The following is a 23,358-nucleotide window of genomic DNA, read 5'->3' as shown; positions in this document are numbered from 1 at the left end:
AAATGGCAAAAGCAATGAGCGGACAAAAACCCGTGACCCCTTCGCCAGACGGTCTGGCGAAATCAGTCAAAGCGACCAAAACGCGAGGTTTGCCGCCTGTTCACCTATGGAATCCTCCGTTTTGTGGCGATCTGGACATCAAGATCAAAAAAGATGGCTCATGGAGTTATCTAGGGTCCCCCATCACCCGGTTCGAGCTTGTGAAGCTATTTTCCTCAATTCTTAAGAAAGAAAAGGGCAAGTACTTTCTGGTCACTCCGGTCGAAAAGGTGGGAATCACTGTTGAGGACGCACCGTTTATCGCCGTTGATTTCGATCAGGACGGTGTAGGCGACGCGCAGCGCCTGACCTTCACGACACATGTGGAAGATACAGCCATCGCCGGGCCCGATCATCCAATCCGCATTGTCTTTGATTCGGAAACAGATGAGCCGTCGCTATACATATTGGTGCGCACAAACCTAGAAGCACGCATCGATCGCAAGAGCTTCTACCGATTGGTCGAGATCGGCACCCATCATGATGGTTGGTTCGGCGTGTGGTCAGACGGCCAGTTCTTCCCTCTGATCGCGTCTCAGGCGCTGGATGGCTGAACTGGCCAGGGTTTGCGGTCCTGCGCCAGCACCACCGCAAGCGCCACAAGCGCTGCACCCAGTGCGCGGGTCCAATTCCAGTCCTCTCCCAACGCCAACATGACGATCATCACATAGAACGGCGTGATGTTCATGTGGAACGAGGCCAGGGCGACGCCCAGTTTGCCGACTGATGCGATGAAGAAAAACTGGCTCAGGCCCATCGAAAACAATGCGTAAAATACCAACATCCCCATTTGTGGCGCATCGACCTGGCGCGTGGGCATGACCTCTAACCCCAGAACACCTGCAACTGGAACAAGAACGGCTGCTGTCGAGAGCCCGCCGGCCAGCGTGATGGTGCTGCGACCCAACTGGCTGAGCTCGGGGAAATCGCGCGCCGTGGCCATGCTAGCCCAACAGAACAGCGCGGTCGACACCACAGCGCAAGCCGCGCCAAGTCCCAGTTGCGCCGGAGCCACCGCGCTGGTCGCGATCAGCCCGCCTAGGATCGAAATCGCAATGCCCAGCGCAAAATTCCACCGCAATCGCCGTGTTCCCGCCGCCAATTCCAACAGAGTTGCAATTAACGGCGCGCACGAGGCGATGATCACAACGGTGACAGGGTCGGTTAGCTTCTGCGCGACAAGGATCAGGAACATCCCCGCTCCGATCCCCAGGCCACCCACGAAAAACGCATGCCTCCAGCGGGCACCCAGCACCCGCGCGGGCCCGTCCAAAATGAACCAAATCGGCACCATGACCAGCACTGCAAGGGCGATACGTACAGCAAACAGCGAGATTGGTGGCCAGCTTTGCAACAAGACCTCAGCCGCCGGAAAACCCGCCGCCCAAGTCAACATCGAAGCCACCGCCAGCGTATTGCCAGTAAATGTGGCCTGCCGGCCATCAGATACAGCTAGGGCGGTCCCGCACGCGGGTTCGTGGCTCATGGCCATCGTGATCAGACCTTCTTGTTGATACAGCGCTCGCAACGAGACACTGCCTGAGCTTGATGGTTCCTGATTCGAAGCCCGCAATCTGGTAGATTTTCGACAATCTGTCGTTTTCAGTCTCTTTCCCGCGCCAATCGTGATCGCTAGTCTTCACAAAATCACAGACCGGATGCCCCATGCCCCGATTTGCCGCCAATCTTTCGCTGTTGTTTACCGAGCTGCCCTATCTCGACCGGTTTCAAGCCGCTGCGAAGGCTGGTTTCACCGCTGTAGAAATCCTCTTCCCCTACGATCTGGCAGCCAAAGAAACCCGCCGGGCGCTATTGGCCAACGGGCTTGACCTGGTGCTGATCAATGCCCCGCCTCCCAACTACACCGGTGGCGCGCCAGGTTATGCAGCCGTCCCCGGCGGTAGGGCCCGGTTTCAATCCGACATCCGCCGTGTTCTGCGCTATGCCGATATCCTGCGGCCCCGGTTTATCCACGTCATGGCAGGATACAGCTCCGGCCCGGATGCCTTCGCCTGCTTTGTCGAAAACCTACAATGGGCTGCAGATACCGCGCCGGATCAGCAATTTACGATCGAACCCCTGAACGAGGTTTCGCAACCCGGTTACTTCCTGAACGACTATGATTTGGCCGCTGAGGTGCTGGACCATGTCGATCGGCCGAATGTCGGCCTGCAATATGACAGCTTTCATGCGCAGATGATCCATGGCGACGCGCTGGCGATCTGGCATCGCTTTCTGCCCCGTATCGTACACGCGCAAATCGGGGCCGCTCCGGATCGTTCAGAACCCGGTCTGGGCAAGACGGATTTCCCCGCGCTTTTTACCACAATGGACCAGTCCGGCTATGACGGTTGGGTCAGTGCCGAATACACACCCTCTACCCGGCGGACCGAGGATTCGCTGGTATGGATGCGGCAATAGCACCTGCATCAAGACTGGATTTTCGGGCTGAAATGGCGCAATTGAAGATATCGACACGCCAAGGACGCCGCACATGATCCCTGCCCGCTTTGCCAATGCCCTGTTCGCCCTGATCATGTCCGGTCTCATGTCCTGCATCGTCACCGGTATTGCCACGGTGAAGGCCATCGGCCTTGGCCCTTCGACATTTGGGGATTGGATGGCTTCATGGATCTTCTGCTGGCCCATCGCCTTCACCGTGATCCTGACGCTGGGACCGTCCGTGAAACGACTGATCGCGCGCCTGGTCAGGCCTCAGGCCTGACCCGCTGCAAAGAGGGCCCGCAGGGCGTGATGAGCAGCGCCACCCCTAGTGCGCTTCGGCCCAGTTCGGCCCCTGTCCGGCGTCCGCGATCAGCTTGATATCCAGCTTCACCGCTGGGTCCGCAGCCCCTTCCATCACCGCACGCGCGACTGAAATGGTCTGATCCACGGCATCCTCGGCCACCTCGAACAACAGCTCATCATGCACCTGCAGAAGCATCTTGGCGGGCAAACCGTTAATCGCGTCTGGCATCCGCACCATCGCACGCCGGATCACATCTGCTGCCGTCCCCTGAATCGGTGCGTTGATCGCTGCACGGCGTGAAAACCCAGCATGCGGTCCCTTCGCATTAATCTCGGGCGTATGGATTTTTCGCCCGAACAGTGTCTGCACATAGCCATTTTCTTTCGCGAAAGCGATCGTGTCGTCCATATAGCGTCGTATGCCGGGGAAGCGTTCGAAATAGCGATCGATGAAGCCCTGAGCGTCCGCCCGCGGGATGCGCAGATTGCGCGCCAGACCAAAGCCCGAAATGCCATAAATCACACCAAAGTTGATCGCCTTGGCCTGCCGCCTGATATCCGGCGTCATCTCATCCAGCGGAACATCGAACATTTCGGACGCTGTCATGGCGTGAATGTCCAAGCCATCTGCAAAGGCCTGTTTCAGGGTCGGAATATCCGCAATATGGGCCAGAATCCGCAGCTCGATCTGGCTATAGTCCAAACTGACCAACACATTCCCCGGCTCTGCAATAAACGCCTCGCGAATGCGTCGTCCTTCTTCCGTTCGCACCGGTATATTCTGCAGGTTTGGATCGGTCGACGCCAATCGCCCGGTGTTCGCCCCGGTGATCGAATAAGACGTATGCACCCTTCCCGTATCCGGGTTGATGTGGGTCTGAAGCGCGTCGGTGTAGGTCGATTTTAACTTGGACAGCTGCCGCCAGTCCAACACCCGGCGTGGCAATTCATGTTCGGTGGCAAGATCCTCAAGAATATCAGCACCTGTCGAGTATTTCCCGGTCTTGCCTTTCTTGCCGCCCTCAAGCCCCATCTTGTCGAACAGGATTTCGCCCAGCTGCGCCGGAGACCCGACATTGAAGTTCTCCCCCGCCAGTTCGTGGATGTCAGCCTCTAACCCGGCCATTTTCTGCGCAAACGCGTTGGACATACGCGATAGCACATCGCGGTCGACTTTGATGCCATGCATCTCCATTTCGCTCAGAACCGGGACCAGCGGACGTTCTAGCGTTTCATAAACTGTCGTCACCTGAACCTGATGCAGCTGCGGCTTGAACAGTTTCCACAGGCGCAGCGTGATATCTGCATCCTCGGCCGCATAAGCCGTTGCCTCGTCAATCGGAACCTTGTCAAAAGTGATCGCTGACTTGCCCGACCCCAACAGCGGTTTGATAGGGATCGGCGTATGGCTGAGATAGCGTTCAGACAGCGTATCCATACCATGCCCGTGCTCACCGCCATGCATTGCATAGGACATCAGCATCGTGTCATCGATGGGTGCAACATCGACGCCATACCGTCTGAATATCTTGGCATCGTATTTCATGTTCTGCCCGATCTTCAGGATCGACGGGTCCTCAAACATCGGTTTCAGTAAGGTCAAGGCCTCATCCACCGGCATCTGCCCCTCGGCCAACGCGTCTGATCCGAATAGATCATCGGTTGCACTTTCGCGATGCGTCAGTGGGATATAGCAGGCTTCACCCGCCCCAACACACAGCGAAATGCCAACCAGATCGGCGATCATCTCATTCAGGCCGGTGGTTTCAGTATCCACAGCGATCCAGCCACGCTCATAGGCCTGATCGATCCATTTCTGCAAAGCACCCGCATCGCGCACGCATTCGTATTTCGACGCGTCGAACGGGATCGCCTCGGCCTCGGGTTCATCGACCGGAGCAGGCGCGTCTGCGATGACCGGGGCTTCAGCCCCCAGCTTGTCAGCAATCCGCTTGGTCAGCGTGCGGAACTCCATCTCAGCCAGAAAACCCAGCAGGGTTTCGGCATCAGGATCCTTCACTTCCAAATCATCCAGAGTGAAATCCAGCGGCGTCTGTTCGTCCAGCTGTACTAATTTCTTAGACAGCTCAATTTGATCGCGCTTTTCGATCAGTGTCTGGCGGCGCTTAGGCTGTTTGATCTCTTCTGCGCGGTCCAGCAGCGTTTCGAGATCACCATATTCGTTGATCAACAGCGCAGCAGTTTTCACCCCGATCCCCGGAGCCCCCGGTACGTTATCAACCGAGTCGCCAGCCAGCGCCTGCACATCGACCACCCGTTCTGGTCCCACACCGAATTTCTCGATCACCCCGTCACGGTCGATGCGCTTGTTCTTCATCGCATCAAGCATCTCGACGCCACCACCAACAAGCTGCATCAGGTCCTTGTCAGAGCTGACGATGGTCACTCGGCCACCGGCCTCACGCGCCTGAACCGCAAGGGTCGCGATGATGTCGTCAGCCTCGTACCCCTCAAGCTCTTTGCAGGCGATGTTAAACGCGCGCGTCGCTTCGCGGGTCAGGGGCATCTGCGGGCGCAGGTCCTCGGGCATTGCCTCGCGGTTGGCCTTATACAGGTCATACAGATCGTTGCGGAACGTGTGCGATCCCTTGTCAAAGATCACCGCCACATGCGTTGGTGCATCAGGCCCTGCGTTATCTTCGACATATTTCTGCAGCATGTTGCAAAAACCCGAGACCGCCCCAATCGGCAACCCGTCCGATTTCCGCGTCAACGGCGGCAGGGCATGATAGGCACGGAAGATAAAGGCCGATCCGTCAATCAGATGCAGATGGCAGCCTTTTCCGAATTGGGTCGTGGTCATAGGGGGCTCCTGCGCTGGGTTGCGCCAAGTTGTACAGAAGGGCTGAATAAAAGACGAGGCCGGTCAACATTCAAATGGTCGGTTCCTTGGGGTGATATTCGAAACCGGACCTCAGGTAGTCGAAAAAGCGCGTTGCTCCGCATTCCACGTCAAGCCTGCTTTTTCCGCAATCAGTGCGAACTGTTTATTCAGTGAGCGATCATTCAGGCGTCGGGACAGGCTGCGCAATGGGATGAGGTTACGTTCTCCATATCCATCAATCAGAAAACAGGCCGGTCCTGCGCCCCGTGTCCCATAGACGATGTTTGAGCTTTTGACGTCGCGCGCGACGATATGATGGTCAAACATCTGCCCGACAAAAACATTCAGCGCATCCAACGCCGGGTCGTCCAATCCGTTGCGGTAGACTTCATAAAGCTTAGGCGCAAGACCGCCATCAAGGCCAGCAATGCGCTCTACAACCACACCAGCCCCGCGACTGGTCTGGACCACGCCCAACATTCTGGACAGGGGTGAGTGCTCAATCTTCGTCCCAAGTTTCAGCGATACGCGAAGCTCACATTCCAGTTCTTTCAGAGTGCTGCGATATTGCGCTTCGGGGAACAATTTCCACGCCAAACGCTTACCAAATCTGTGAGAGACGCGATCTTCGGACCGGGTAAAGACCTTGATCAGAAGGTCAGGTTGGCCAGGAAAATCATAGACACTGCGCACGGTTCCGTTCGCAATTGGCTGGTTTTCGGAAAGATCGATTGTCTTTGCTGTGAACAGCATCTTCTTCCCCTGCCAAACAGAGCCCCGAATGCGCGCTTCAAAGGCCTTTAGCTGCCTTGATCTGAGCCCGCATCACGCAACACATATTTACAATCGCAATAAGGGCACTCGACCCAACCTGTGTCTTCAGGAATCTGCAGCCAGACACGCGGATGACCCAGCGCGCCCTCGCCGCCATCGCAGGCGACTCGGGCTTTGTCGACAATCTTGGTTTCCGGCGCATCAAGTGTCACGGCTGGCGATCCTTCTTTGGTTGTCGGCCTCGCGGGCATGTATTAGGTGCGTTTATGAGCGATGAGCAATCCGGGGGCAAGGGCCACATGGCCGATGCGGCAATCACAATCAACGCACTGCGCAAGACCTATCGCGGCAGCAAGGGTCAGCCCGAGAAACAAGCGCTGAAAGGTATCGATCTGGTTGTGCCGCAGGGCTCGGTATTCGGCCTGCTTGGTCCGAACGGCGCCGGTAAATCGACGCTGATCAATATTCTGGCGGGTCTGGTTGTCAAAACCTCGGGCAGCGTCTCGATCTGGGGCTTTGATCAGGATCGAAACCCGCGCCAATCGCGCGCGGCCATTGGCGTGATGCCGCAGGAGTTGAACCTTGATCCGTTCTTTTCGCCGCGCGGCGCGTTAGAGGTTCAGGCCGGACTTTATGGCGTCCCCAAATCAGATCGGCGGAGCGATGAGATCCTCGACCTCGTTGGCCTAAGCGACAAAGCCGAAGCCTATGCGCGGACGCTTTCGGGTGGGATGCGGCGGCGTTTGCTGCTGGCCAAAGCGCTGGTGCACCATCCCAAGATATTGGTGCTGGATGAACCCACTGCGGGCGTCGACATCGAACTGCGCCAGATGCTGTGGGCCAATGTCCGCAAGCTGAATGAACAGGGCATGACCATCATCCTGACCACGCATTACTTGGAAGAAGCGCAAGAGATGTGCGACGAGATCGCCATCATCAATCACGGCGAAAAGATCGCGCAGGACAGCACGGCCAATCTGCTGGGCCGCATGGACAGCCGAACCATGGTGATCGTGCCAGATTCTCCTATCCAGGCTCTGCCCGAGGCCGAAAACGTGACCGCAATTCAACGTGAGAATGGCGATCTTGTGCTGCAGTATCACAGCAATCAAACCAACGCTGAACAGGTACTCGAAGCGGTGCGTCAGGCCGGAATCCGTATCCGCGACGTCCGCACAGAAGAGGCCGATCTTGAGGATGTGTTCCTCGCGCTGACCTCAAGCCGAACTGACGACGTCATGATTGACGACCCCGGCAAACCGCGCCGGGGTATGCACCGCGTCAAGCTTTAGGCGCGATCAATGCGCGCGTGATAGCAGTTGTTCAAGGCTGATCTAACGTGGATATAAGCCACATCTGAACGGGCAAATATGTTCTCGGCTGTCTCCTGCAACTGCGCCTGCGGGGCAATGATCCCGGTTCCATAGACGATCCGATCGTCCGACCCATATCCTTTGATCAGGTAGTTGGGTGAGTCGCTCAGCGCCTCAGGCAATGCATCCCTATCTTCGTAACGCAGGCACGGTTCTGCACATAGAAAGATAGGACCGGTTTCAGCATAGGGCTGCGTTTCCGGAAAAGGGCGGTGGGCCAATACCAGCATATCTTTGCCCTTCGGAATATATGTCAGGCAATGTCGGCAAGGGTTTCCCGCCCCGTTGGAAATCGCGCGCTCCGGCGGGTTTCCATATCCGTCAGGCGCGCCAGCGCGATACGCCTGAACCTGTTCGGTAGGAAGGGCTGAAATTCTGTGCATGATATATCTCCTTGAGGTCAAGGCGATCATGCCCAAAGCTCAGGGCGCGCTCGACCCGGTTCCTGCGCATTGCATCAGATGCAACCCTGCATGCAAAAGAATGTTAGCGGTAAAATTAGGGCTACACGTTGTGACAATTTGAGTCTAAGCAGGCATCAAACGCCCCTTACCACTTCATCCGAGATTGAGGCTTCTGTCATGAGCACTCAGAACACAACCCTTCGTGGGCTCGCTTTTGCGTTCCTGGGCTTTGCTGTCTTTGCCACCCATGATGTGCTAATCAAAGTGCTGGGTGGCACCTATTCGGTATTGCAGATCATTTTCTTTGCCACGTTGTTTTCGTTTGTCCCGATGGCCGTGACAATTCTGGCTGACCGGACCACCGGCAACTTCATGCCACACCACCCGTGGTTGGTGCTGTTACGGTCTGCTTTGATGATTATCGCAATGTCCTGCGCCTTTTATGCATTTTCGGTCCTGCCTTTGGCCGAGGTCTATTCGCTGCTGTTTTCCTTCCCACTCGTCGTCACTGTGCTGGCGATCCCGATTCTGGGCGAGGTTGTCCGCGCCCAAAGATGGGCAGCCGTGGGGGTTGGCTTAATCGGCGTTCTCATCGTCCTGCGCCCGGGCGCGACTGAGATCACATTGGGGCATTTGGCGGCTCTAACTGCTGCTTTTTGCAGTGCATTTGCCTCGGTTCTGGTCCGCAAGATCGGGAATGAAGAGCGTTCGGCGGTCCTGATCCTCTATCCCATGTTACTTGCCATTGTAGTGATGAGCGTTGTGCAGCCGGCTGTCTATCAAGCGCCATCTCTGCTGCATCTGGCCATGATGGCACTGGTCGGCGTGTGCTCGGTGATCGCGCAACATCTGATCATTCTGGCCTATCGCGCCGCACCTGCCGGGGTTATTGCCCCCAGCCAGTACAGCCAGATCATCTGGGCCACGATTTTCGGCGTGATTTTCTTTGGCGAACACCCGGATATCTGGGTGGCAGTTGGCGCAAGTATTATCATCGCATCTGGTGTCTTTGTGGTCTGGCGTGAAAGCCGGACCAACACCACCTCAGCCAATACTCCTGTACTACGGGTTAGGTCACCTCGGTCGGATACCGGCGCGACGCGTCCGGGAGAATAAAAACGGCGCGCCCAATCGCGCGCCGCATCGGCATTTTCCGTCAATTTAGAGCCTTAGTAGATTACCACCGACCGAATGCTCTCACCCTTATGCATCAGGTCAAAGCCGTGATTGATGTCGTCCAGACCCATGGTGTGGGTGATCATTGGGTCGATCTCGATCTTGCCGTCCATGTACCAATCGACGATCTTGGGCACATCGGTCCGGCCACGTGCGCCGCCAAATGCGGTGCCTCGCCATGAACGGCCGGTGACCAGTTGGAAGGGGCGGGTCGAAATCTCAGCACCCGCAGGTGCCACGCCGATGATGATCGATTCACCCCAGCCCTTGTGAGCAGATTCAAGCGCCGCGCGCATCACGCCGACATTACCGGTGGCATCAAAGGTATAGTCTGCACCGCCCTTGGTCAGATTGACCAGATAGGGTACCAGATCGCCCTCAACCTCGGACGGATTGACGAAATCAGTCATGCCGAACTTGGTTGCCATCTCAACTTTGGAGGGGTTCAGGTCAACACCGACGATCTGATCGGCCCCGGCCAGACGCAGGCCCTGGATCACGTTCAGACCAATACCACCCAGACCAAACACGATTGCACGGCTGCCAATCTCGACCTTGGCGGTATTGATCACTGCCCCGATGCCAGTTGTTACACCACAGCCGATATAGCAGATTTTGTCGAACGGCGCGTCCTCACGCACCTTGGCCAGCGCAATCTCGGGCAGAACAGTATGGTTTGAGAACGTCGAGCAGCCCATGTAATGCAGGATCGGATCACCATCCAACGTCGAAAAGCGCGAAGTGCCATCCGGCATCAGCCCCTGACCTTGGGTTTCGCGGATTGCCTGACACAGGTTGGTCTTGGGATGCAGACAATATTCGCACTCGCGACATTCAGGCGTGTAAAGCGGGATCACGTGATCGCCGGGCTTCAGGCTGGTGACACCCGGGCCGACCTCAACCACCACGCCCGCACCTTCGTGGCCCAAAATGGCGGGGAACAACCCCTCGGGGTCCGCACCAGACAGGGTGAATTCGTCAGTATGGCAGATACCGGTGGCCTTGATCTCGACCAGAACCTCACCCGCCTTGGGGCCTTCAAGGTTCACGTCCATTACTTCTAAAGGTTTGCCTGCCTGGACGGCCACGGCTGCACGGGTACGCATCTAACTTTCTCCCTGACAGTTTCGCCCGACCCTGCGTCAATTGCAGGGTTTTTTCAACTGCACTTTCATGACAGGTTGGCTAAATCTTTGATATTTCAGAAACGACATCAACAGAAAGCCTTGCGCCAATGTACCGCCTATTTCCGATCCTGATCCTTTTGACCGCATGTTCCGAGAACTCGCCCCCCCAAGATGCAGCATCTGAAGCAGAAGATGCGTCGGTCGATCTAGCTTTCTGTCAGGGGCAACCGTTTGCCGATACAATTGGCCAGCCGGTCTCAACAATTCAAGCCGAGCTTCCCGAGCGGTCGCGCGTTCTCGGCCCGGATGATATTGCCACTCAGGACTATCGCATAGATCGGCTGAACGTGTATGTGAACGGTTCTGGGATCATTCAGCGATTGACCTGCGGATAAGATCACTTTCCACGGTAAACAAGAATATCTGGTAGATAGTCTATCAGGCGCATCAGCCATGAAAATGGCGCTGGGAAATCGGTGCGAAAACGGCGTCGGGACATCGCCCGGACCACACGGTCAGCAGCATCCTCGGGTGTCATCAGCATCGGCATCTTAAAGCTGTTTTTGTCGGTCAGGCGTGTCTTGATGAAACCGGGGTTTACGATCCGTATCGTGACGCCTGTGCTCGCCAGATCATGTCGCATGGTCTCGGCCAACGAAATCAGAGCGGCCTTGCTTGACCCATATGAAATCGCGTTGGGCAAGCCGTGATATCCGGCCAATGAACCGATCAACGTGATATCTCCGCGTCCCTTCTGAATGAGACCGGGCACCGTTTCACCCAGCACACGAAGCGCGCCAGAGAAGTTTACATCGCTGATTGCCAAAGCAGATTTGGTATTCCAATCCGCCGTGTTGATCGGGTCGTATGTACCCGCATTGTAAACAAGACCGTCGAATGTGCCGACCTCGTCAACCGCGCGGCTGACAGCGTCCAGATCGGTCACATCAAACGGGACTGCGCGTGCATTGGGCAGGTTTTCACAGATCTCTTCCAGTCGGGGAACATTCCGTGCCGACAGGACCAGATGCGCACCCTTATGGCTCAATGCTTCGGCAAGCGCCCGGCCCAGCCCTTCGCTGGCACCGATGATCCAATAAGTATTTCCTTCAAATCCGTGCATGCCTGGGCCTTTTTGGTGTTGCTGAGATCATTACGGCCCGATGCCTGCATTGGATCACGCCTGATCCATCGAACAAACGACCAGGCACCACATCATAGTGCGTTCGAAAAAAACTTCTAATCCGGTTGATCCATAGAAGCCTCCCCTGCGTATCCTATTGTAAAAGCCGAATAACGAGGATGGAATGTTCGACGAAACCCGGGGCGTACGCAAGAAAATCGCAGTCATAGGCGCAGGCATTTCAGGTCTTTCCGCAGCTTATTACCTTTCTGAAAACCACGATGTAACCGTGTTTGAGGCGGAGCCTCGGTTGGGCGGTCACGCGCGAACAGTGATGGCGGGGCGCAATGGCGATCAGCCGGTCGACACCGGATTCATCGTCTTCAACTATGCCACATATCCGTATCTGACCCGCCTATTCGACGAGCTGAATGTGCCAGTGACCAAAAGCGAGATGAGCTTTGGTGCCACGATTGACAACGGCCGCATCGAATACGGTTTGAACAACCTGCGCACGTTGACGGCGCAGAAACGCAATCTGGCTCGCCCGGCATATTACAAGATGATCGCCGACATCCTGCGCTTTGGCAAAGAGGCCCCCGAAGCTGCGCAGGACGATGACACCACGATCGGAGAGCTGGTGGATCAGCTCCGCCTCGGCCATTGGTTCCGGCACAATTACCTGATGCCCATGTGCGGCGCGATCTGGTCAACGCCTGTTGAGTTTGTCGATCAGTTCCCCGCCCGTTCGCTGGTGCAATTCTTCCACAATCATGCGCTGTTGGCCACTGGCCGCGCCAATCAGCATCAATGGTACACGGTGAAGGGTGGCAGCATCGAATATGTGCGCCGGATTGAGGCTGCACTGCGCACGCGTGGTTCCGACATCCGTCTGGCATCGCCCGTGCAGCGTATCGAACGACATGATCTGGGCGTTACCGTACACGCAGTCGGTGAAATCGATCTGTTTGACGAGATCATTCTGGCCACCCATTCTGATCAATCCCTCGCCATTTTGGGCGATGCAGCGACTGAGGCCGAAAAAGCCGCACTCGGTGCGATCCAATATCAACCGAACAAAGCCATTCTTCATTGCGATCCCGGCCAGATGCCCCGGCGGCGCGCCTGTTGGTCCAGTTGGACGTACAGGTCACAAAAAGGCAATGTTGGGGTCACATATTGGATGAACCGGCTTCAGAACATCCCTGACAGTGATCCGCTGTTTGTAACGCTGAATGCCGCATCAGACATTCCCGCTGACAAGATCTATGACGAGGTCGAATTTGCCCATCCGGTATTCGACAAAGCGGCCCTGCGTGCGCAAGGCCAAATCCGTGAGATGCAGGGACAAAACCGAACCTGGTTTGCCGGCGCCTATAACAGGCACGGCTTTCACGAAGACGGGATTGCCAGCGCGATGCATGTCGTCGAGCGCCTCACCGGCATCCCGCAGATCATCGGAGCTGACAATGGCATATCAAAGAATGAACCCGCCGTTCCCGCCTCGGCCTAGTGTCTATGCAGCACTTGCGTCGCTGATGCTGCTGCTCCCCGGTGGGTTAGCGGCGTCACCTGTTTTGGGTGTCCTCAACAATGCTGAATTACGCGGCACGGCGACGTTCCGCTATCTGGGGTTCCCGATTTACGACGCACAGCTATTCACACAAGGCGCTGCGCCTCTGAATTGGAATCAGGATTTCGGCCTCGAACTTCGCTATCGTCGAAATCTGTCCAAGAAGGCTCTGGTGAACTCGACATTGGACGAAATGAGGCGGATCGGACGCGCGGCCCCTGTGCGCGCGCAGCTCGAGGTCTGTTTCGACGCAGTCAGCAAGGGCGACCGCTATGTCGCAATTTCGCAGGGGCCGAACAAGGTCGGGTTCTGGCTAAACGGGCAGAAGGTCTGCACCATGTCCTATCCAGGCATCAAACGCAGTTTCATGTCGATCTTTCTGGGTGAGAACACCCGGTCGGCGGCATTCACGCAGGCTTTGCGAGGGAACTGATGCTGTATCCGCGTGTCAGCCTCTATGCGCTGATGCTTGCTGCGGCGGGTATCCCACTTTACATCCACCTGCCGCGCTTTGCTGCCGTAAATCTGGGCATAGGGCTGGGGATGATTGGCACAGTGCTGCTGGTCATCCGGTTGGTCGATCTGGTGCAGGACCCGCTGATCGGCTGGTCGATTGACCGCTGGCCTGGTGGGCAGATGTTGTTCGCCGTTGCCGCTGCGTTGGGTCTGGCGATCGGATTTCCATTGCTCTTCGGCCTGTCGAAAGGTGCGAGTATTTTTGCGTTAGTGCCTGTTTTGATCCTGTTGTTCTCGGCCTATAGCCTCGGGACAATCCTGCTTTATGGTCGAAGCGCGACGCTGGCCAAGCAGACCAGCCCGAAAGAGCTGATGACGCTCGCAGCTTTCCGCGAAGGCGGGCAACTGACCGGCGTCATTATCGCGGCTGCCGCGCCCGCGCTGTTTGTGGCACTGGGCGCAGGGGCGCAGGGATACCCGGCCTTTGGGCTGTTCCTTGGAGTTCTGGCCGTGATCACATTGATCGTCACCTTACCGATATGGCGACGTCCACCGATCACCGGGCAGGGTTTGTCTTTCCACGGGCTAGGACAAGCCGGGGCGCTGCGCCTGCTCGCGCTGGCGCTGGTAAACAGCCTTCCAGTTGCGATCACCTCGACCTTGTTTTTGTTCTTTGTCGAAGACCGCCTGCAACTGCCCGGCATAGCTGGGCCACTGCTGATCCTGTTTTTCCTCAGCGCCGGGTTGAGCGTTCCATTCTGGGCACGGCTCAGCAACCGGATTGGCCCGAAACAGACTCTGATAATCGCGATGCCACTGGCCATACTTGGCTTTGTCGGCGCAGCGCTTCTGGCACCTGGAAATCTAGCCGGGTTTGCTGTCATTTGCCTTTCTTCAGGCGCAGCGCTTGGGGCGGATATGGTCGTCCTGCCAGCCATGTTCTCGGTTGTTCTGACACGGGCTGGGCTGAACGCCTCCGCCGCATTCGGCATCTGGTCCTTCGCGGGCAAGCTGGGGCTCGCTCTGGCTGCATTTTTCACTCTGCCGCTGCTGGAACGCAGTGGCTTTATTCCAGGACAGGCTAATTCGGCTGAGGCTTTGAACACGCTCACCATCGCCTATGCGGTACTGCCCTGCATTCTCAAACTCGGAGCGTTTGGCATGGTCCTGACGCTCCCGACAGAGGGCGCTGCCAAATGAAAACTCTCCTGATTTGTCTGCTCGCAATTTTCACGCTGATCGCTTTGAAGAACCGTTTCCTAAGCTTCCGCGCGCAATCCCCGTCTGACTACAGCGGGACCGGGCCTGAGTTCTCACTGAAAGAAAACCTGAACGGAGAGATCCTGTCAGAAGGGCTGATCTACGGCCCAAATGGCAAGATGTCGAACAGCTTTGTCGCGCGTATGGTCGGCGAATGGGACGGTAACACGGGGACACTGACCGAATATTTCACCTATTCCAACGGCAAGAAGATGACTCGGAAATGGTATCTGACGCTGGGCACCGGGAACACGTTTACCGCAACTGCAGATGACATTGTGGGCGAAGGCAAAGGCGTGATCTCAGGCGCGACTGTGAAACTGACCTATCGGATCATGCTACCCGAAGATGCCGGGGGGCATACGTTGGATGTGACCGATTGGATGTACCTGATTGAGAATGGGGCGATCTTGAACCGTTCCGAGATGCGTAAATACGGGATTAAGGTTGCCGAATTGATCGCCACAATGCGCCCAGCCCCCGAGGTGAAATCAGCCCATCTACATGGAGCAAACGGGCGTGATATAGAGTCTGAACAAAGGCTTATGCAATGATTGCCCGCCGTACACTGATCGTGGTCGTCGCTCTTGCGGGGCTGGCGATGCTCGCCGCCTGCTCGGCCAAGCCGCGCATCCCGAAGACCTTTCTATCAGATCGCCAACTGAACCTTGAAGAGTTCTTTGAGGGCAAAACTGTCGCCTACGGCCAGTTTCAGGATGTACTGGGCAATGTCCCGCGCCGTTTCACGGTCGACATTAATGGCACCTGGGATGGTAAAACGCTGACGCTGGTTGAGGATTTCATCTATGACGACGGCGCGACCGAACAGCGAGTTTGGACGCTGACCAAAACCGGTGAGGACACTTGGACCGGTACCGCGCCCGGCGTTTTGGGCACTGCAAGTGGCGTTGAGCGGGGTGATACCTTCAACTGGAAATATAAGATCGACCTGCCCGTCAAAGACGGCACCATGCGGGTCAATTTCGATGACTGGATGTGGCTTTTGTCCGATGACCGATTACTGAACAGAGCCTATGTTTCGCGTTTCGGCGTGCGACTGGGTGAGGTCATTCTATTCTTCGAGAAAAAGTAGTCACCCCGCCGTCACTGCCCGCGGGGTGAAAAAACATCAAACGGTGCCGCCAAGGCTGCCCTCAAGCGCTACCATCTCCTGACCGCCGGCCATCAGGTCCTGCAGCTCTTCCGGCGTGATCTGTCCGCGCTGCGCCGTACCCAGGGTCTTGCCCCGGTTCAGAACCGTGAACCGATCCCCTACCGCCAGCGCATGGCGGACATTGTGTGTGATGAAGACCACCGCGATACCTTGCTTGCGCACCTTGTCGATGGTTGCCAGCACATTGGCGGTCTGACGCACACCAAGGGCCGAGGTCGGTTCATCAAGGATCAGAACTTTGGCGCCGAAATGAACCGCACGTGCGATGGCGACCGTCTGGCGTTCACCACCAGACAGCGTGCCAACCGCCTGATCCGGTCCACGTAGGTTGATCCCCATCTTCTTCATTTCTTCCATCGTGACGTTGTTTGCATACTCATGATCGAAGAAGTTGATCGGGCCAATTTTCTTCACCGGCTCGTTGCCCATGAAGAAGTTGCGCGAGACGGACATCAAAGGGATCATCGCCAGATGCTGGTGAACCGTCGCGATCCCGGCCTCGATAGCATCGCGCGGGTCTGCGAAATGCATCGGTTTGCCTTCAAACAGGATCTCGCCATGCGTGGGCTGGTGGACACCGGACATGGTTTTGATGAATGTCGACTTGCCCGCGCCGTTATCGCCGAGAAGACAGTGGCATTCACCGGGGAACACATCCACCGAGACACCCGCCAACGCGATCACGCTGCCGAAGTGCTTTTCGATGTTCTTCATCTGGATGATGGGTGCATGTTCGGGATTCATATCAACGCTCCCCTGTGATGATACGGCGGATATAGGTGTTGAGGATCACAGCCCCCAGAAGGATGACGCCCAGGAACACGCGGAACAGCGAGCTTTCAACACCGGCAAAGAATAGGCCTTGTTGTACTACCCCAAAAATCAGCGCACCCAGCGCAGCCCCCAGAACCGAGCCATAACCTCCGGTCAAAAGCGCACCACCGATGACAACGGCAATGATTGCTTCGAACTCTTTCAGCAGACCCCGATCGGCACCAGCAGAACCAAACTCCATGACCTGACAGACTGCAAAAACTGTGGCGCAGAATGCCGTGAGCATGAACATCAGGATCTTGACCTTGTTGACTGGCACACCCGAGTTACGGGCGGCCTCGGCATCGCCGCCGGAGGCATATATCCAGTTGCCAAATTTGGTTTTGGTCAACAGGACATGTCCAAAGATGATCAGAACTATGGCCCAGACGATCAACATCGGAATGCCATCGACGACTGGTTGGCCCTGACGCGTGCCGCGTTCAAACACCGCGATGACCCCGGCGTCGCCCAGCCATTGGAACAACCCTTGCAAGATTTTGCCACCAAAGATGGGGGCCAGCCAGTCTCCTTCTGCTACATCCTTCACGCCACCGATGATCGTTTTACGTTCAATCACCTGAGGCAGGAATATGGTGAAACCGCGCAAAATGAACAGGAAAGCCAGCGTTACGATAAAGCTGGGCAAACCGGTTCGTATCACAATCCAGCCATTGAGCGCACCTATCGCCATAGCCATGGCAAAGGTCACGATAATGGCCATCCAAACCGGCCACGCCAGCGTGACCGAGAAAATGGCGATCATCATGCCGGAGAAACCGATCATCGAACCGACCGACAGGTCAAACTCACCCGCGATCATCAGAAGACAGGCACCCACTGCAATAATCATGAATTGCGCCGAGACGACCGACCAGTTCATCATGCCCTGCGCGTTGAACATACCGCTGTCGAATGCGAATAGCAGGAAAAAGGTGAACACGGCGACGGTGCCAACCATACCGCCAAGCTCGGGCCGGATCAGGGCCTTGCGCAACGGCGAGATCTCTTTGATCCGTTCGTCATTTAAAGTCGCGTTTTGAGCAGACTCGCCCATGAGAGCGCTCCTCCGATAAAAACAGTGATTTTACGTCTAAAAGTCAAAGCGGGCACCCTATGCTCAGGGTGCCCGCGCTGTAAGAATTAGCGGTACTCGCCAGCGAATTCTTCGATTTTGGTCAGACCGTCAGCGGTTACGAAACCGGGGCCCGAGTTGATGTTGTTGCCGGGCAGAACACCATAGCGGTGATAGTTGGTCATGACGACAACCGGCAGGTAGGCCTGCAAGAACGGCTGCTGGTCAATGCCCCACTGGATCACGCCGGACTTGATGCCTTTGACAATCTCGCCACCCAGATCGAATGTTCCGAAATAGATATCACCGGCCATGCCATTTTCTTCAAGTGCCAAAATGGTTGGATCAGCCGAGACTGGACCAAGCGTCAGAACAGCATCGGTATCGGGGTTCGCCGACAGATAAGCCAGTACGCGGTTCTTGATTTCGGCCGGGTCCTGACCGGCATCGATCATCTGATTGCCCAGTTCGATCCCCAGACCGTCTGCAAAACCCTGGCAGCGTTCTTGGCTGGAGGGCTGAACAATATAATGGTTCACACAAAGGAACGATCCGATGCCGTCGCCCTTGGCCCGTTGGCCCGCAGCGAATCCAGCGTCGTATTCGGGCTGACCCACATACATCAGCGCCCCAACTTCGCGCGCCTGATCCGGGGTGCCGGTGTTCATGATGATGACATCGACGCCCGCGTCCACGGCCGATTTAATCGGACCGCTCAGCACGTCATAATCGGCCAGAGTTGTGATGATCCCGTTCGGCCCTGAAGCAGCAGCCTGATCGATGATCCGCGCCATGTCGGCCAGATCGCCGGTGGGCGGGTTGCGGTATTCAACCTCAACACCCATCTGATCGCCCGCAAGCGCGATACCGTTCTTGATCGTGTTCCACCAGCTGTCGCTGTCTGGCGCGTGGCTGACCAGAATGTATTTCTCACCTTCCGCCGCAGCGCTTGTGGCTGCGATCAGCGGCGTCGCAGCGACTACCGCCGCCAGCGCCAGCTTCTTCGTCAGTGAAGTCATGATGTCCTCCCAAAAACTCATGTTATCGCGGATTGAGGCTGCCCTCTGCACCTCTCCGACTCGAGTTAGAGCATATCCGATCACATTTTGCAACCGGTTGCAAAATATATTAGATGTGTTTCATACTGTATCTGCCAGGGAATACGCGTAAAAGGGCTGCTGAAAACTTAGAAAGGTCAAACGGGATATGGCTGTCACATTGAAAGAGGTTGCAGAACGCGCGGGTGTATCCCGATCCGCCGTGTCGCGCACTTTCACGGATGGGGCCTCGGTTTCCGACAAGATGCGGCGCAAGGTCGAGAAGGCCGCGCGAGAGCTGGGATACAGCCCGAACGCGCTGGCCTCGTCACTGACGACGGGGCGAACCAAGCTAATCGGGTTGGTGTCGAACAACTTTCACAACCCGATCTTCCTTGAGGTTTTCGACCTCTTTACCCGTGGCTTGCAGGACCGGGGCCTGCGCCCACTACTGGTGAACCTGACCGATGAGGTCGAACCCGAGAATTCGGTTCGAATGCTCCGGCAGTATTCGGTCGACGGCGTTGTAGTCGCTTCTTCGACTTTGCCACCCGGCTTTGCCAAGGCGTTTCGTGATGCGGGCGTGCCAGTGGTGCACAGCTTTGGCCGATCATCATCCTCGCCACAAGTCCATGTTGTCGGGATCGATAACGTGGAATGCGGGCGCATGGCCGCACGTGAACTGGTGGCGCGCGGGTATAAAGAGGTGGCCTTTCTAGGCGGGCCCGAGGCCGCGACCTCGACCCAGGACCGCCATGCGGGCTTCATGTCGGAAATGGCGCAGCACCCTAAGATTGGTGTGTCCTGTTCGTTTGCCGAGGCCTACTCGTTCGAGGCAGGTCGTCAGGAAATGCTGCGCCTTTTGAAATCTGAACGGGCCGAGGCGTATTTCTGCGGTGACGACGTTTTGTCCATCGGTGTGCTGTCGGCGATTTTGGATAGTGACCTAAAGGTACCCGAAGATATCGGCATCATTGGCTTGAATGATATGGAGATGGCACGGTGGGAGAACATCGACCTCACCACCATCCATCAGCCAATCCGTCAGATCGTCAGTTCGTCGATCGAGTTGATGGTAGCGACCCTGAACGAGCCCGACCGATACCCAGAGGCGCGGATCTTCCCCTGCTCAGTGGTGGAACGGGGCACACTGCGCCCCGCTATTGAAGGTTAACGGAACATTGGAGGACGCGCGTCCATCCACGCACTGCCCTGTTTTGCCGATTCGACCGCAGTGTGCACCGCCGCCATTGATCTGACGCCGTCTGCCGCATTGGGCAGTCCGTCGCGCGCTTCCCCGGCAATCGCGTCGGCCAGATCGCAATAGATATTGGCAACTGCCAGAGGGAACCCTTCGGGATGCGCGATCGCCACGCGGCTGAGGCGCTGCGCTTCTTCGTGCAAACCGCCTTCACCCTTTTCGATGATCTGTAGGCGCCCACCAACGGGCGTATAGATCAACTGGTTCGGTTGCTCTGACGCCCAGCGCAGGCCACCGGTCTCACCGAACACCTGAATGTCGAACCCATGCTGACGACCGATGGCCACCGACGATGTCCACAGCCGGCCAACCGCGCCTTTTGCCGTGCGGAAGTTGACCATCGCGTCATCTTCCAGCTCTCGGCTGCCAATGGTTGAGGCAAAATCTGCAGAAAGGGTTTCGACTTCGTCATCAGCAATGAACCCGGCCATATGCATTGCGTGGATACCGCAATCGGCAAACTGGCCGGAAACCCCCGCCATCGCCGGATCATAACGCCAGCGTACACGCGGATTATCGGCATCTGTCGCATCGCCGTGATGGCCGTGGCTAAAGTTAGTGACGACCAGACGAACCTTGCCTAACTCACCTGCGCGCACCATGGCGCGCGCTTGGCGCACCATTGGATAGGCGGAATAGCAGTAGTTTACTGCACAAATCTTCCCGGATTTCTCAGCAACTTTGACGATTTCTTCGCCCTCTTCCACAGTCATGGTCATGGGCTTTTCGCACAGCACATTGAATCCAGCTTCGAGGAAGGCTTTGGTAATCTCGAAATGCGTCGCATTCGGCGTTGCCACTGTGACCAGATCGATCTTGTCGTCGCGGTCGCGCTCACCGGCCAGCATCTCGGTCCAGTCGCCATAGGCCCGCTCTGCCGCGATGCCCAGTCTCAGCGCATATTCGCGCCCAACATCTGGCCGATGATCCAGCGCTCCGGCGGTGAGTTCAAAGTGCCCATCCGCCAACGCGCCCAACCTGTGTGCCGGGCCGATTTGACTGCCTTCGCCGCCACCGATCATGCCCCATTTCAGCTTGGTCATTGTCTGGACCTCCTTAACTGAAACCAATGGATTCAAGATATTCGCGGTTCTTCCGCGCGTCACCTACCGGATCAGGATCAAGCGTCGGATCACAATCTTGCTCTACCGTACACCACCCTGCGAAACCTGCGTCCAGCAGCACCTGACGGACCGACGGAAACTCAACATCGCCCTCACCCAGATTGCAGAATATCCCTTGCCCGCAAGCGTCATAGAATCCGGTTCGATTGGCAATCACATCCGCCTTCACGCTGGGCGAGATATCTTTGAAGTGCATGTATGAGATCCGGTCAACGTAACGCGTCATGAAATCCACGGGATCAAACCCGGCATAGGAATGGTGCCCGGTGTCAAAGCAGATCTTCAGCAGGTTTTCGTCTACCTCATCCAGCAGCCGGATGAGTTCGGGTTCAAAGTCCATGAAGCCGGCCGCATGAGCGTGCATACCAACGGTCAGCCCGTATTCCTCAGACCCAATACGCGCACTTTCGGCAATCCGGTCGCGATATGCCGTCCACTCCGCCTTGTCCATCTGCTCAGCCTGATCGGCACGACCAGCGGTCGGCGCACGGCGGGGGGATATCGCATCGATCAGCACCATGTGCTGCGCCCCGTGCGCTCTCAACGCGCGTGCGGTGCGATGGGTGGCGTCAAGCACGTCCTCCCACGCATCGGGGTCGTGATAGTTGCGAAATACCACACCACCGATCAGTTCCAAGTCATGCTCGGCTAGCGCATCGGCCAGAACCGCTGGGTCTTCGGGCATGAAGCCCACCGGACCCAATTCGATGCCCTTGTACCCGGCCTCGGCACAGTCGCTGAGAACGGTTTTCCAATGCGGATTGCGCGGATCTTGCGCAAATTCTACGCCCCAGGAACAGGGCGCATTACCAATTCTGATGCTCATCTTGTCTTGTCTCCGATGCTCAGAAATCTTCGATGTTTTTCCAGTTTTCATCCGCCGACGACGCCAGCGCCGCAGCGACGATCCGGTTGACCTCATGCCCGTCACGGAAGGTTGGCCAGACCGGTTTGCCTGTCTCGATCGCGTGCAGAAAGTCGCGCGCTTCGATGATGATCTGATCCTGATAACCCGTGCCATGGCCAGGCCCCTGACAGAACGGTTCATAGTCGGGATGGGCGGGGCCGGTCAGGATCTTGCGAAAGCCGCGCTCGGCCTCGGGGCCGTCCATACGATAGAGCCACAATGCATTCTGATCCTCCTGATCAAAACGGATCGCACCCTTGGTGCCGCTGATCTCATAGGCGTAACCCATCTTGCGCCCCGTCGCGATACGGCTGAAATACATCGAACCCATCGCACCGTTTGCAAACCGCACCATCATCTGGGCGTGGTCGTCATTGTCCACGTCTCCACCCGGGCGGCTTTTGTGTACGGTCTCAACCTCTGCCATCACGCGTGAGATTGGCCCAATCAACGCCAGCGCGGCATTGATCATGTGCGGGGCGAGGTCACCCATTGTTCCGTTGGACATTCCCATCGTGCGCCAAGTCGCGGGGGCCTGTGGATCAGCATAGAAGTCTTCCGTGTGTTCGCCCCGGAACCAAGTGATGTCGCCGATCTCTCCATCGGCGATCAACCGGCGGGCGTGTTGGCTGGCGGGCGTGCGAATATAATTGAAACCAACCATATTTGGCAGACCTGATTCCGCCGCTGCGAACACCATGGCGGCACCATCTTCCATCGACGCCCCCAAGGGCTTTTCGCACAAAACTGGTTTGCCCAGCGCAAAGGCCGCCAGTGCGATCTCGCGATGCGTTTCCTGAGGCGTGGCGATCACGATGGCGTCGACTCTCGGGTCATTCACCAGTACACGCCAATCATCGGTTGCACGCGCGAATCCATAGGCCTGACGGTATCGATCAGCGCTTTCCGGCGAGGACGCGCACACCATCTCTAACCGTGGCCGCAACGCGGTGTTGAACACCGCCCCGACCGAAGACATGGCGACCGCATGGGCCTTGCCCATATATCCGCCGCCCAGAATGCCAATGCCGATTTCTGCCATTCTGACGCCCTCCTTCGCTTTTTCTTG

Annotated in this window: 25 protein-coding genes; 12 read left to right on the top strand and 13 right to left on the bottom strand. The window is 56.9% G+C overall.

What is annotated here, in order from left to right:
- Positions 1 to 14 precede the first annotated feature (14 nt).
- Positions 15 to 593, top strand: coding sequence for a DUF1285 domain-containing protein (locus Q1B46_RS15485; RefSeq protein WP_299949281.1), 579 nt, complete (start codon positions 15 to 17; stop codon positions 591 to 593).
- On the opposite strand, the gene Q1B46_RS15480 is transcribed toward Q1B46_RS15485, so the two are convergent.
- Positions 575 to 1,525 (bottom strand): DMT family transporter, encoded by a 951-nt coding sequence (locus Q1B46_RS15480; protein ID WP_299949279.1) that lies wholly within the window; start codon positions 1,523 to 1,525, stop codon positions 575 to 577. The genes Q1B46_RS15485 and Q1B46_RS15480 overlap by 19 nt on opposite strands.
- Before the next feature lie 179 nt (positions 1,526 to 1,704).
- Here Q1B46_RS15480 and Q1B46_RS15475 point away from each other — a divergent pair, with 179 nt between their 5' ends.
- Both Q1B46_RS15475 and Q1B46_RS15470 read left to right on the top strand, forming a co-directional pair.
- Positions 1,705 to 2,460 (top strand): TIM barrel protein, encoded by a 756-nt coding sequence (locus Q1B46_RS15475; protein ID WP_299949277.1) that lies wholly within the window; start codon positions 1,705 to 1,707, stop codon positions 2,458 to 2,460.
- Between the two features lie 73 nt (positions 2,461 to 2,533).
- Positions 2,534 to 2,764, top strand: coding sequence for a DUF2798 domain-containing protein (locus Q1B46_RS15470; protein ID WP_299949275.1), 231 nt, complete (start codon positions 2,534 to 2,536; stop codon positions 2,762 to 2,764).
- Between the two features lie 45 nt (positions 2,765 to 2,809).
- On the opposite strand, the gene polA is transcribed toward Q1B46_RS15470, so the two are convergent.
- The 3 genes from polA to Q1B46_RS15455 form a co-directional block, all read right to left on the bottom strand.
- Positions 2,810 to 5,611, bottom strand: coding sequence for a DNA polymerase I (gene polA / locus Q1B46_RS15465; RefSeq protein WP_299949273.1), 2,802 nt, complete (start codon positions 5,609 to 5,611; stop codon positions 2,810 to 2,812).
- Positions 5,612 to 5,722: 111 nt separating this feature from the next.
- Entirely contained in the window at positions 5,723 to 6,385 is a 663-nt protein-coding gene (locus Q1B46_RS15460) for a YrbL family protein (protein ID WP_299949271.1), read from the bottom strand.
- A 47-nt stretch (positions 6,386 to 6,432) separates the two neighbouring features.
- Positions 6,433 to 6,618, bottom strand: a complete 186-nt coding sequence (locus Q1B46_RS15455) for a zinc-finger domain-containing protein (protein ID WP_299661826.1) — start codon at positions 6,616 to 6,618, stop codon at positions 6,433 to 6,435.
- An 87-nt stretch (positions 6,619 to 6,705) separates the two neighbouring features.
- Here Q1B46_RS15455 and Q1B46_RS15450 point away from each other — a divergent pair, with 87 nt between their 5' ends.
- Positions 6,706 to 7,698, top strand: a complete 993-nt coding sequence (locus Q1B46_RS15450) for an ABC transporter ATP-binding protein (protein WP_299949409.1) — start codon at positions 6,706 to 6,708, stop codon at positions 7,696 to 7,698.
- On the opposite strand, the gene Q1B46_RS15445 is transcribed toward Q1B46_RS15450, so the two are convergent.
- A complete protein-coding gene (locus Q1B46_RS15445) occupies positions 7,695 to 8,162 on the bottom strand; it encodes a DUF1203 domain-containing protein (protein WP_299949270.1) in 468 nt (155 codons plus the stop codon). The genes Q1B46_RS15450 and Q1B46_RS15445 overlap by 4 nt on opposite strands.
- Positions 8,163 to 8,360: 198 nt before the next feature.
- On the opposite strand from Q1B46_RS15445, the gene Q1B46_RS15440 reads away from it, so the two are divergent.
- Positions 8,361 to 9,299, top strand: a complete 939-nt coding sequence (locus Q1B46_RS15440; protein ID WP_299949268.1) for a DMT family transporter — start codon at positions 8,361 to 8,363, stop codon at positions 9,297 to 9,299.
- A gap of 53 nt (positions 9,300 to 9,352) precedes the next feature.
- Here Q1B46_RS15440 and Q1B46_RS15435 read toward each other — a convergent pair whose 3' ends face one another.
- The gene (locus Q1B46_RS15435) at positions 9,353 to 10,465 is read right to left on the bottom strand and encodes an S-(hydroxymethyl)glutathione dehydrogenase/class III alcohol dehydrogenase (protein WP_299949266.1); all 1,113 of its coding nucleotides are present in this window, start codon (positions 10,463 to 10,465) and stop codon (positions 9,353 to 9,355) included.
- Positions 10,466 to 10,593: 128 nt separating this feature from the next.
- On the opposite strand from Q1B46_RS15435, the gene Q1B46_RS15430 reads away from it, so the two are divergent.
- Positions 10,594 to 10,881 carry an I78 family peptidase inhibitor gene (locus tag Q1B46_RS15430; RefSeq protein WP_299949264.1) on the top strand — a complete coding sequence of 96 codons (288 nt, stop codon included), beginning with the start codon at positions 10,594 to 10,596 and terminating at the stop codon, positions 10,879 to 10,881.
- Between the two features lie 2 nt (positions 10,882 to 10,883).
- Here Q1B46_RS15430 and Q1B46_RS15425 read toward each other — a convergent pair whose 3' ends face one another.
- Positions 10,884 to 11,609: an SDR family NAD(P)-dependent oxidoreductase gene (locus tag Q1B46_RS15425; protein WP_299949262.1), complete on the bottom strand. Its 726-nt coding sequence runs from the start codon at positions 11,607 to 11,609 to the stop codon at positions 10,884 to 10,886.
- A gap of 184 nt (positions 11,610 to 11,793) precedes the next feature.
- Between Q1B46_RS15425 and Q1B46_RS15420 the strand changes: the two genes are divergently transcribed.
- The 5 genes from Q1B46_RS15420 to Q1B46_RS15400 are packed head-to-tail and all read left to right on the top strand — an operon-like array spanning position 11,794 to position 15,991.
- Positions 11,794 to 13,122, top strand: coding sequence for an FAD-dependent oxidoreductase (locus Q1B46_RS15420; RefSeq protein ID WP_299949260.1), 1,329 nt, complete (start codon positions 11,794 to 11,796; stop codon positions 13,120 to 13,122).
- Positions 13,079 to 13,615 carry a hypothetical protein gene (locus tag Q1B46_RS15415; protein ID WP_299949258.1) on the top strand — a complete coding sequence of 179 codons (537 nt, stop codon included), beginning with the start codon at positions 13,079 to 13,081 and terminating at the stop codon, positions 13,613 to 13,615. Before Q1B46_RS15420 ends, Q1B46_RS15415 begins: the two co-directional genes overlap by 44 nt.
- Complete coding sequence (locus Q1B46_RS15410) at positions 13,615 to 14,838, top strand: MFS transporter (RefSeq protein WP_299949256.1); 1,224 nt, start codon at positions 13,615 to 13,617, stop codon at positions 14,836 to 14,838. Before Q1B46_RS15415 ends, Q1B46_RS15410 begins: the two co-directional genes overlap by 1 nt.
- Entirely contained in the window at positions 14,835 to 15,452 is a 618-nt protein-coding gene (locus tag Q1B46_RS15405) for a DUF3833 domain-containing protein (protein WP_299949254.1), read from the top strand. Before Q1B46_RS15410 ends, Q1B46_RS15405 begins: the two co-directional genes overlap by 4 nt.
- Positions 15,449 to 15,991: a DUF3833 domain-containing protein gene (locus Q1B46_RS15400; RefSeq protein ID WP_299949252.1), complete on the top strand. Its 543-nt coding sequence runs from the start codon at positions 15,449 to 15,451 to the stop codon at positions 15,989 to 15,991. The genes Q1B46_RS15405 and Q1B46_RS15400 overlap by 4 nt, the downstream gene beginning before the upstream one ends.
- A 36-nt stretch (positions 15,992 to 16,027) precedes the next feature.
- Here the strand turns inward: Q1B46_RS15400 and Q1B46_RS15395 are convergent, their stop codons facing one another.
- From Q1B46_RS15395 to Q1B46_RS15385, 3 genes are all read right to left on the bottom strand, one after another.
- Positions 16,028 to 16,816 carry an ATP-binding cassette domain-containing protein gene (locus tag Q1B46_RS15395; protein WP_299949250.1) on the bottom strand — a complete coding sequence of 263 codons (789 nt, stop codon included), beginning with the start codon at positions 16,814 to 16,816 and terminating at the stop codon, positions 16,028 to 16,030.
- A gap of 1 nt (position 16,817) precedes the next feature.
- On the bottom strand, positions 16,818 to 17,942 hold the full coding sequence (locus Q1B46_RS15390; protein WP_299949248.1) for an ABC transporter permease: 1,125 nt from the start codon (positions 17,940 to 17,942) through the stop codon (positions 16,818 to 16,820).
- Between the two features lie 86 nt (positions 17,943 to 18,028).
- Positions 18,029 to 18,979: a sugar ABC transporter substrate-binding protein gene (locus tag Q1B46_RS15385; RefSeq protein WP_299661787.1), complete on the bottom strand. Its 951-nt coding sequence runs from the start codon at positions 18,977 to 18,979 to the stop codon at positions 18,029 to 18,031.
- Positions 18,980 to 19,166: 187 nt separating this feature from the next.
- On the opposite strand from Q1B46_RS15385, the gene Q1B46_RS15380 reads away from it, so the two are divergent.
- A complete protein-coding gene (locus tag Q1B46_RS15380; protein WP_299949245.1) occupies positions 19,167 to 20,171 on the top strand; it encodes a LacI family DNA-binding transcriptional regulator in 1,005 nt (334 codons plus the stop codon).
- On the opposite strand, the gene Q1B46_RS15375 is transcribed toward Q1B46_RS15380, so the two are convergent.
- The 3 genes from Q1B46_RS15375 to Q1B46_RS15365 are packed head-to-tail and all read right to left on the bottom strand — an operon-like array spanning position 20,168 to position 23,331.
- Positions 20,168 to 21,301 (bottom strand): Gfo/Idh/MocA family oxidoreductase, encoded by a 1,134-nt coding sequence (locus tag Q1B46_RS15375; RefSeq protein WP_299949243.1) that lies wholly within the window; start codon positions 21,299 to 21,301, stop codon positions 20,168 to 20,170. The two genes, Q1B46_RS15380 and Q1B46_RS15375, sit on opposite strands and share 4 nt — an antisense overlap.
- Positions 21,302 to 21,314: 13 nt before the next feature.
- Complete coding sequence (locus Q1B46_RS15370; protein ID WP_299949241.1) at positions 21,315 to 22,208, bottom strand: TIM barrel protein; 894 nt, start codon at positions 22,206 to 22,208, stop codon at positions 21,315 to 21,317.
- A 19-nt stretch (positions 22,209 to 22,227) separates the two neighbouring features.
- Positions 22,228 to 23,331 (bottom strand): Gfo/Idh/MocA family oxidoreductase, encoded by a 1,104-nt coding sequence (locus tag Q1B46_RS15365; protein WP_299949239.1) that lies wholly within the window; start codon positions 23,329 to 23,331, stop codon positions 22,228 to 22,230.
- Between the last annotated feature and the right edge of the window lie 27 nt (positions 23,332 to 23,358).

The organism is uncultured Ruegeria sp. (genome assembly GCF_947500045.1).
Lineage (GTDB): Bacteria > Pseudomonadota > Alphaproteobacteria > Rhodobacterales > Rhodobacteraceae > Ruegeria.
This window is presented reverse-complemented; position numbering and strand designations above follow the sequence as displayed.